We start from the raw sequence: 10,709 nt of genomic DNA, 5'->3' as shown, positions 1-10,709 counted from the left end.
AAGAAAAAAATCAAAAATTTTGATAAAAAAACACATTTTTTTGTTGAAAATGTGTTATTTTTTGCTAAGTATAGAAAAATAGTAAAAATTTAGGTTCTAAACAAATTCTTTATTAATTTATTAATAAAATTTTTTTTCTTCTTTTTATTTTGTTAATGGTTTAGGCCCTAGTATACAGAAAGATTACTTAATTTCTTCTTCAAGCAATTGTTTGATGATTACTTTAAACTATTATCTTTGACTTCTTTTGTCCAAATAAAAAAATCTAACCTCTTAAGATTAGATTTTGTTTTTAGGATGTGTTAATTTGAAGGAGCTGCTGTTATTGCTTCTAAAGAAGTTGTCTCTGAAGTGTTGTTAACTGGATTGATTTCAAATTGAATTAATGTTTCTTGCTGTTTGTTAATGTGAATTAACACAGGAGCAATTTTAGCATCATCACTTTTTTGACTTCATACACCAATTAATCTAAATTCAGTAGAATCTGGAGCTTTTTCATCTTCAGCAATTCCATTATAGTTTACATAGAATGTAACTGAATTATTACTTGCATCAGTTGTTGCAAGTGATTGTGGATTTCCATTTTCATCTCCTGCAAAGTATAAGTTACCTTGTCTGTCTTCAAACACTGCATAACCTTTTAAGTTAATAGCATTAACAGTTCTATCTGGTGCTGTTGCTGGCACGAAATAATTCATTTTTAGTGTTCTATCAGCATTATTTCAAACTGTTTTATTAAATGCTACAAATCGACTTACTTCATTATGACCTTGTACACCTGGTTTATTTTCAAAAATAAAGTCATTTTTATCACCGTTACTTCTTACTGCTAAGTTAAAATGAGAATCAGGATGTGTATCAGCATTACTTTGTTGTAAAGGAGCAAAATAATGAAGTGAATTATATATGCCTGGACTTGCTAAAGTTGAACCTTCAGATACATCACTTGTACCATCTACAAAGTATTGATCATTACTTGGAGTTAAATCAAAACTTGAAGGTACATATTTTAGTAATGAAAATACTGCACTTTCATCAACTTTAACATATTTTTGGAATAATTTTCAGATTTCACTTTCATCACCTACTGAACTTAATAGTGAAACATATGTATAGTCTGGATTAGTTTCATCTCTTCAAGTTGAAGTATAATAAGTTTTAAATCTTATACTTTCTCAAGTAGGATTAGTACCTAATATATCATTTGCACTTTGTTTTAGTTTAAATCCTGAAGTTGCTTTAGTTGAAGTCTCTGTAATAAATTTAGCACCTGTTATATTACTATGGTCTGAGTTAGTTGTAAATCCTTGTTTTGCAGGTGCACCAAATCCATCTGTTGTTTTTAAGAAAAGAACAGGATTTAATGATGAATAACCAAGAGTATCAACTCATCTATCATTTGCTCTTGAAAATTCTCTTGTATTTTTAAAACTTCTTCTTGGATCAAAGATTTTAAATGTAATTCCGTATGATTTATCACCATAGTTAGAAGTATAAGCTATTGATTCAACAAATAATTTAGCTTTAGTAGAACCAACAAGTTGTATTCCTTTATTATCTTCTGCAATATGTGGAATTGTTACAGTAGTTGTAGCATCTGAAGTATTACCTACTCTTGATCCATATTTTAGTGCATTAACTTGGAATACAATTTGTGATCCAACAATATCTTCAATGTTGTTGGTTGTAATTTCTACTTGTAAAGTTGAAGTAGGATTATTACTGCTATCCATTAATCTAGATAAATGAATATTACTGTTTTTAATATTCATATCTGCTTCACCTTTGTGTCTACCTTTTCTAATTGCTTGGATACTTCAATCATTTACTGTATCTCATTTAATAGCAGATTTAGGATCATCAAAAGTTATATTAAATTTAGTTTTGAATGCTTTTGTAGTATCAATATTAAGTGGATTATTAGTATCAAATGAAGTATCGTGTTCTGATTTTAAAGATTCAATTTTTGTAATTTGTGGTTGTTTTACTAATGTTTCAAAAATTGAATTATTTGAAGGTAAGTTGAATGTGATTCTTTCACTTGCAGGTGAAAGGTCAATAATTTCTTTTACTTTATATTTAGTACCATCTAGTAGTCCATCACTTGCTTTAGTTAAATCAAACTCAATATTTCCATCTTCTGCTAACCTTGCATTTAATGGTGAAGTTTTTTGAGTATCTGCCATTTCATTACCAGTACTATCTAATTGTACATATCTTAAAGAAATATTTTTATTTTTAGCAAATGTTCTATCTGCTTGTGCAACAGTAAATTTAACTTTTGCACTTTCTGTGGTTGCATCAGTAGAGTTAGCACCAAAAGTTTGTGCTACAAACTCTAGTGTAGTATTTAATCCAAGTGTTCTAAATTCTTTAGAAGTTCTTAACTCTCCAGTGTTATCTGCAAAGATAGGATTATAAGGAACTTCAGTACTACTATTGTTAGATGTATCAGCAACTGAAGTTATTTTATATTCAGTATACTTAGTTAATCCACTTAAGTTAAATGTTGCACTACCATTAGATACTGTTGCATTTGCTTGATTTTGATTACTTGAAGCATCTTGACTATTTTTAAGAACTGCAGTTAAATGTAGTGAGTGACCATTTAATGAATTTTCACCATCTGCAAATGTTAATACCACTCTTGCTTCTGTTTCAGAAGTAGGAGTAATTTCAATTGCAGAAATTTCTGGTTTTGTATAGAACTTATTAGAGTTATTATTCATTAATTCTTGTTTAATAGTTACTGAAGCAGATGAAGGAATTAGTGTTCCACCAATTACTTCATATTGTGATCCCGCTTGTAAATTAGTTAAAGCAACTGTTACTTGTTTATTTGCACCTACTTCTACTAGAGCAGTATTATAAGAATCAGTAGTTCCTACTTTTCTATATAATAGAGAAACTTGTTGTCCTGTTTTAATAAATTCATCTTCAAATGTTAAAGTAACATTAGCACTATTTACTGTTTGATTTGCAAAACTAATTGCACTAACAACTCCTGTTTGTGTAATAGTTTTAAATCTTCTTTCTGGATTTGTATCTTGACTTATGTTAGTGTTGAAAATTAAACTTTTACCAGAAGTTGAATCTTTTTTAATAGCTGTTATTTTGTAATCTTGCCCTTTAACTAAGTTAGTTAAATCGAATGTCGCAATACTATTATTATTATTATTAGAAACAGTAACTGTTGCTGTTGCACTTCCACTATGATTTCCATCAGCAAGTGCATTTACTAATTCATATTCTATTGCAACAGTTCCATTATTTGCAATATCTAAGTTTGTATTATCAAATGATACAGTTACAGCAGCATTTCCTTCACTTGCAGATACATATCTAATACCTTTTACTTGTGCTTTAGTATTAATTAATCCACTAGTTCCTTGCATTCTTGCAAGAACACTGCTTACAGAAGAAGTAGTATTATCTGTTTTTTTAGTTAAAGTAATATCAGTAACTTGATAAGTTTGTCCACCTGTTAAACCACTTAAAGTAAAGGTTGCAGATTTATTACTAATATCTACAGAAGTATTATGAGTAATTTTTCTTTCAAGTCCATTTGTTGCTTGATAAGAAATATTAGCAGTTCAACCTTTATTTAAGAATTCATCTTGATTTCCAAATGTTAAAGTAAATGTACCAGTACCAACTTGTTTATCACTATTAGCAGTTACAGTTACTTCTGCTGTTCTAACACTTGTTCTAAATTTCTTATTAGCATCTGTATTAGTTGCATTTGTAAATTCTAAATCTTTACCATTAATAGTTGCTTTAACTACTTGATACTCTTCATCTTTTTGTAAATCATTTAATTCAACTTGAATTGAAGTTTTATTATTGTAAGTAAAGCTTGCAGTATGCTCGCTATTATCAGCAACTCTTGTATAAGTTAAAGTACCACTTGTTGAAGCACTTGGTTCAACAATATCATTAGCATTAACTACATCAATAGTTAATATTGCTTTTTTCTCAATATTTACATTTTTAGTAATTGAACCTAAAGCAGGTAATGTTTTAAAGTCTTTATTAGTTAAACTATCAGATAAAGTAAATTGTACATCATTTGCTTGTGGTTCTCCCACTCTTTCTTGTACAGAAATTACTTCATAAGTATCTCCTGCATCTAAACCACTTAAATTAAAGGTTGCTTTTACAGTATTTCCATCTTTAGTTACAGCGGTAGCAGGTGCTGCTGTATTAGTACCGTTTTGACTACTATTTTTTACTGCTCCTGTTGTTTTAGAAGAGAAAATTAAGTATAAGTTTTTAGCAGTTGTAGCAGGTTCTACTGTAGTACTTCCTTCTAAGAATGCATCTGCACTATCAAATGTTACAGTAACTGTTGCTGTATCTTTAGCAATTGAATTTGCTTCTTGAGTAATAGAAGTAACTGTTGCAGTTTTTCCAACTGTTTTGAAAGTTTTGGAATTGTCTTCAAAACCACTAGCAAAAGGAGTTTCTATATTATTAATTAATACTTTCTTAATAGTGTATGTATGTTCTTTTTGCAATCCTGTTAAAGTAACAACTGCTTCTGATTTACCATTTTCATTACTTGGTACTATTTCTGCATCACTTGAAGTTATTTCATTTTGACCATCTTTTAAAGTATAAACAACTTTAATTCTTGAACCTACATAGGTTTGAGAATTATCATTAATTTTTACTGTTACTTCAGCAGTAGTTTCATCAGGTGTTGTACTAATTGATGAAACATCTGTTGTTGTAGCAAATGTTCTATCATTTTTAGTTAAAGTATCTTTAAATAAGATTAATACACCTTCAGGGTTGTTAGTTGTATTTTTAACTCCTGAATTTAGTTGATCTCCTTGGAAAATTACAGATAGGATTTCATAAGAAGCTTGTACAAAACTATCTTGTCCTACTGTAAAACTAAAGGATGCTTTTAATGCAGTAGTATCTACAGTTCCATTTTTCTCTTTAATTTCTGTTTGCCCTTTTTGTCTATATTTAATGGTTATATTGTGGTAAGTAGTTAAATAGTTTCTATCAGCATCAGAGAAATGCAATACAAATGATGAACTAGTTGTGGTTGAAGTTTTTTCTTCAACTGCTTCAATAGTCGCTAATTTAGGTATAACTTTAAATTGTTTATGAGTATCTTCTACTGAAGATTCAAAATCTAAATTGGTTTTTTGTGGATTTGCACCTGAATCTACTAAAATAACTTGTTTTATTTTGTAAGGTGTGTATTTTTCAAGACCAGTTACTTTAATTGTTGCTCTGTTTGAAGAAACAGTTACAGGTTCAGAAGTTAATTCAGTATTTTCTTCACTTTCTTTTACATATTTAATTTTAATTTGTTTATTAGCAGAAGTTTCTTTTAAGTCTTTTAGTCTTACTTCAATGTTTCAACTTCCTTCTTCATCTGCTTTAAAGTTTCTAATGTTTCTTACTGTTGGAGTAGTATTAAATTGTTTTTGCTCTGCAGTAATAGAAGAAGCAAAGTTTACATTTATTCCTTCAATTATTCCTGAAATAATTCTAACACTTGAACCATGTCCTAGATTTTGTAAATCAAATGAATATACAACATTTTCTCCATCAAGTGTTGCACTTGATAAAGTACTTTCTTTACTTTCTGAATCTTCTGATGAACGGTATTTAATTTTTAGTTGTTTACTTGAAGTACTTAAATATTCATCAACTGATTTAGCAAACTTAACTTTTACAGTTCCACTGTTATTTGTTACACTTTCATAACTTAATTCAGTAATTTGTGCTGTTTTTGGAGTAACTGTAAATTGTTTATTTTCTTCTGTTACTTCACTAGTAAATGTTAATGCAGTTAAATCTCCTGTTAATTCAGTACCAGCTGCACTATATTCAATTTTTTCAATTTTATAAGTTTTTGATTTTACTAAATTAGTTAAACTTGCATCTATTCTTGATAAACTAATAGTTGATTCAACTGTTAATTTAGTACTTTCACTATCTGTTGCATAATAAGTAATTTTTACTTTTTTATTATCAAATGATCTATTATCACCTGAACCTGATAAAGGATCACGTATAATAGCACTTAAACCATAAGTTGTTTCTGTACTTGGTGCAATAATAAGTCTTGAAATTAATGGAGTTGTAACTACTTGTTTACTTGCATCAGTAATAGATTGAGCAAAGTTTGTTTTTGGTACATCAGTAATACTAATACCAGTTAAAACATAAATTGAACCTGAATCTAAACTATTAAAAGTAAATTCTCCTTTTGGAACACTGTTATCATTGGTTAAAGCAACAGTTTGACTTGTTTCTGTATCAGAACCTTGTTTTCTTAATTTTAAAGTTGCTTGTTTACCTATTGTAAAGGCATCTGCAGCACCTAATTTAATAGTTACAGTTGCATTATTTAACGTAGTAGTTGAAGTTACAGATGTTACTTCTGAAGTTTGAGAAGTTAAAGTAAATTGTTTGCTATCTGCTGTAACTGTAGATAATTCATCTAATTTGGTTAAATTAGTATCTGAATTTACTTGATCACTAATTTGTAATTCTTTAATAGTATATGAACCTGATTTAGTTAATCCAGTTAATTCAAAAATTGCTCTACCATTAACAATACTTACTGCATCTGTAGTGATGTCAGTTGCTTGTGAATTATCTGTTGATGTTTTATGATAAACTAATTTTGCTTTAAAGTTTTCTTTAACTCTAGCATTATCTTCAATAGAAACAACAACTCTTGTTGATGTCTCACTCGTTTGGAAGAATTCATATCTTGAAACTGCTGATTTTGTTACAAAAGTTCTATGACTTATATCTGCTTGTGAACTTGCTGTTGAATCAAAATTAGATTTTAGATTTTCAATTGTAAATCCTACAACTTCATATCTAATTCCTTCTTTTAATCCAGTTAATTTAACTGTAACAGAACCATTAGAAATTGTTTCTCCATCTCCTGTTGTTTCAATAATATTTGCTGAATCTTGTCCTTTATATTTTAATTTAAGTTTTTTACTATTAACAAAGGAATCTTTTGTAGTATCAAAAGTTAAAGTTACAGTGGCTGAATTTCTTGTTTCAGCAGTAATAGAAACATTATTTACTGTCGCACTTGTAGCTGATACTATAAATACTTTAGAAGTATCTAAAGTACTTTGCTGCTCTGCTCCAAAGTCAATTTGTTGATTATAGTCTGTACCTGATTCATCTTGTCTATAAGAAATACTTATAATTTCAACTTTTTCAGTTTTTGGTAATCCATCTAAATTAAATACATATAATCCTGAATCAGAAGTTGCTGTAGCAGTATATGTTGTTGCATTAGAATCATCTTTTTCTGATTGTTTTTTAACTTTAATTTGTAATTCTTTATTAACAATTTCTCTTTTAGCATCATTAAATCTAACAACAATTCTTGCTTTTGCTTCTTCTGAAGTGTTTACTGAAATTGAGTTAATTGTTGCTTTAGTTGAAAATTGTTTATTACTTTCTTGTACATTATCTAAAATAACATCAACATTTTTATTGTCTTTAGAACCATCAAATCCAATAATGTAGTAAACTGCTCCTTCTTTTAGATTTGAGAAAGTAAATTTATATTTTTTAGTATTTCCTGTTGTTTCTAAATTACCTGTAGCAGTTTGAATTGCTTCATTAGAACCTCTTAGTTTATACTTCATTGTTAAAGTATATTGGTTATCTGCAAAGAAAGAATCTTCATTTGCAAATGAAACAGTTACTGCTGCAGAATTTTTAGTTCTTGCAGTTGTATCTTCTTCTATTGTTTGTACTTTAGCAGTTTGGGCAGAAGTAGTGAATTTTTTATTATCTTCTGTTAATTTAGTTGATAAAGGAATATCAGTTTCATTTGAACCATTAACAAATTTAACATGAGTAATTTTATAATCTTTAACTTTTTCTAAATTAGATAAATCAAAAACTGCTTTTCCATTAACAATATCAACTGCTTCTGTAGTTACTTCAGAAGAATCATTTGCTTCTATTTTAGCATATGTTAATTTAACTTTTTTATTAGCATATTCTTGACTTGCATCAGAAATAGTTACAACAACTCTTGCTTTTGTTTCTACAGGAGTTCTAAATTCTAAGTGACTAACTCCATTTGTTGTTCTAAAGATTTTATTATCTTCAGTTACGGTATTTGCATCAAAAACAATTCTAGTTAATGGTTTATCTGCTGCATCTGCATCTGTTCTTTTAACTGCTAATGATTTTACAATATATTTAGAACCTATTTCTAATCCTGTTAAATCATAAGTTAATGTACCATCAGCATTAACTACTGCATCCATAGTAGAATCAGCAGTTGAAACACTTGCATTAAGTTTTCTGTAAGTCATTGTAACGGTTCTTGTTGCTAAAAATCTTGATTTTTCATCAAAAATAAATACTAATTTTGATGTAGATTCAGTTTGTGGTGTATTAACTATATTATTAATATTAGCTGAAATAGCTGTTGTATAAAATAGTTTTTGCTCTTCTGTTATATTAGAAGAAATATGTAATAAATCATTTGCTTTTGTTGTATCTGAAGTTGAAGTAGTATATCCTTGTACTTCAACAGAAGTAATTTCAAATGTTTTATTTGGAGTTAAATTATCTAATTCAACAACTATATAGTTACTTTGAACAGTTCCTGTAACTGTTTTTTCTGCTGTATCATCACCTGAAGGAGCAGGATTAGCATTTGCATCTACTTTTAATTTATATTTAATAGTTGCAGTTTTTCCTTCAAAATTATCATTATTTCCACTTTGGTATGAGTTAGCTAATGTGAAAGTTAAACTTGCAGAAGTATCTGAGTTTGTGTAGTTAATATCTTTAACTACTGGTTTAGTAATAAATCTTCTTTTTGAACCATCTAAGTTAATTGAAAAATCAATTTTTAAGTTGTTTTCAACAGCACTTTTGGTTGAATCTTCATCTAAAGTTAATCCAGTAATAGAATAACTTGTTCCACCATTTAAATTAGTTAAATCAAACTCTACTTGTAATTTATCATTTGTTTTAGAAATAACTTTACCTTCTACTGTACTTTCGCTTCCAGTAGGTGAAGGGAAAGTTACTTCATCATTTGAACCTAAAGCAGAGAATTTTAATTTTGCTTTTCTATTTAAAATAAAATCATTGTTTGGTTCAAATTCTAGTACAACTTTTGCTGTACTTTCTTTTATTTCTGTTACGTTAACATCGTGGATTAAAATAGTTGATACAGTTGGAATAAAGGTTTTAGTTGCATCATCAAAACCATCAACAAAGTCAAAAGCAGTTGTTGTAGCAGCAGCAGCATCTGCTGCTGTTTTTTCTTCAATTCCTACTTCAGTAATTTGGTATTCTAGTAATCCTTGTAAGTCTTGTAAAGTAAATCTAATGAAGTTACCTACAACATTAGCTTTAACTGTTTTAATCTTAGTTGTGTCATCTTTTTCTGTTTTAAGAGCATATTTTAAATATGCACTTTGTCCGTTTTTAGTATATGAATCATCTTTTAGTGTTACTGTTACAAATGCTGTTTTTTCTACTTGAGTATCTACATTAATTTTTTGTACTACTGGTTGAGTTGATAATACTCATTTATCCGCTTCTTCACGTGGTAAAACTGCATTTACTGCATGTTCTAAATCATCACTATTTATTGAAGATAATCTAATAATTTCATATGAAGAACCCGCTTCTAAATCATTTAAAGTTAAATCTACTTTATAAACATCTGATTCGCCTTTTTTAACTTTTGTTAATGTTAAATTAGGAAGAGTTACAGGACTTGCATAACCTGTTTTATTTCCATGTTCATCTTTACCTATTTTTGCATAAGTTACGTTAATTTGTTTATTTTCTGCATCTACATCATCAGCAGAAAAGTATAATTCACCTGTTGCTTGATTTTTAGTACTTGTTTTTTGTTCAATTGATGTAACAATTGTAGTAGGAATAGTTGTTTTAAATGAACGTTCAAGTGAAGAATGTGACTCTACTTCACGATCATCGATTTTAACACTTGTGATTTCATAAGTGTTATTTCTTTTTAGTTCACTTAATTTAGTTTCAAAAAATACATCAGTTTTATTATTACCTGCTAAATCTTGACTTTCTTTTGCTACTACTTTTCCTGTAATTGTTTGAACTTGTGCACTTTGATCATCTTTATTTTTTACTTGAATTGTTACATCTTTACCAACAAGAATTTTCTCTTCATCAGAGAAGTATAATTCTAAGTTAGCACTTCTTTTATCAAGTGAATAATTAATTTTTTCAAGTTCAGGTTTTGTAATAATAAATCCAGAACTTGTAGACATTTCAAAAGTTAAATTATCATGTTTTAAATCAACAACTTGTAGATTATAAATTTTTCCAGGTTTTAATGAAGTGACATCAAGTGAAAATTGTTTTGTTTCTTCATTGTAAGATGCAACATCTGTATCAGCGATTCTATTTGTTTTTGCTTCAATAATGTTAACGTTTAATTTAGGATTAACAGATAAAGCTTGTTTGTATTTTTCAGGTAATTTTTCTAAATCTAGTTTGAATTTAACTGTTGCACTATTTAAACCAATATTAGTTGCTTCAAATTCACTAATATTAACTGTTTCAGCTTTTTTAGTTTTATCATTAAATAAATGTGGAACAAAAGCTGCTGTTGTACCAATGGATGCTCCAAGTAAAGCACCAAGAGCTATTCCTTTTTTATTTTTTATTTTTTTACTCATAATTACTTCCTT

The 10,709-nt window shown here is 28.4% G+C and carries 1 protein-coding gene; it reads right to left on the bottom strand.

The window, feature by feature from the left end; translation table 4 throughout:
* Positions 1-302: 302 nt before the first annotated feature.
* On the bottom strand, positions 303-10,697 hold the full coding sequence (locus ACXX84_RS02210; RefSeq protein ID WP_458572821.1) for a hypothetical protein: 10,395 nt from the start codon (positions 10,695-10,697) through the stop codon (positions 303-305).
* Between the last annotated feature and the right edge of the window lie 12 nt (positions 10,698-10,709).

This window comes from Mycoplasma sp. AC157 (assembly GCF_054343415.1).
This window is presented reverse-complemented; position numbering and strand designations above follow the sequence as displayed.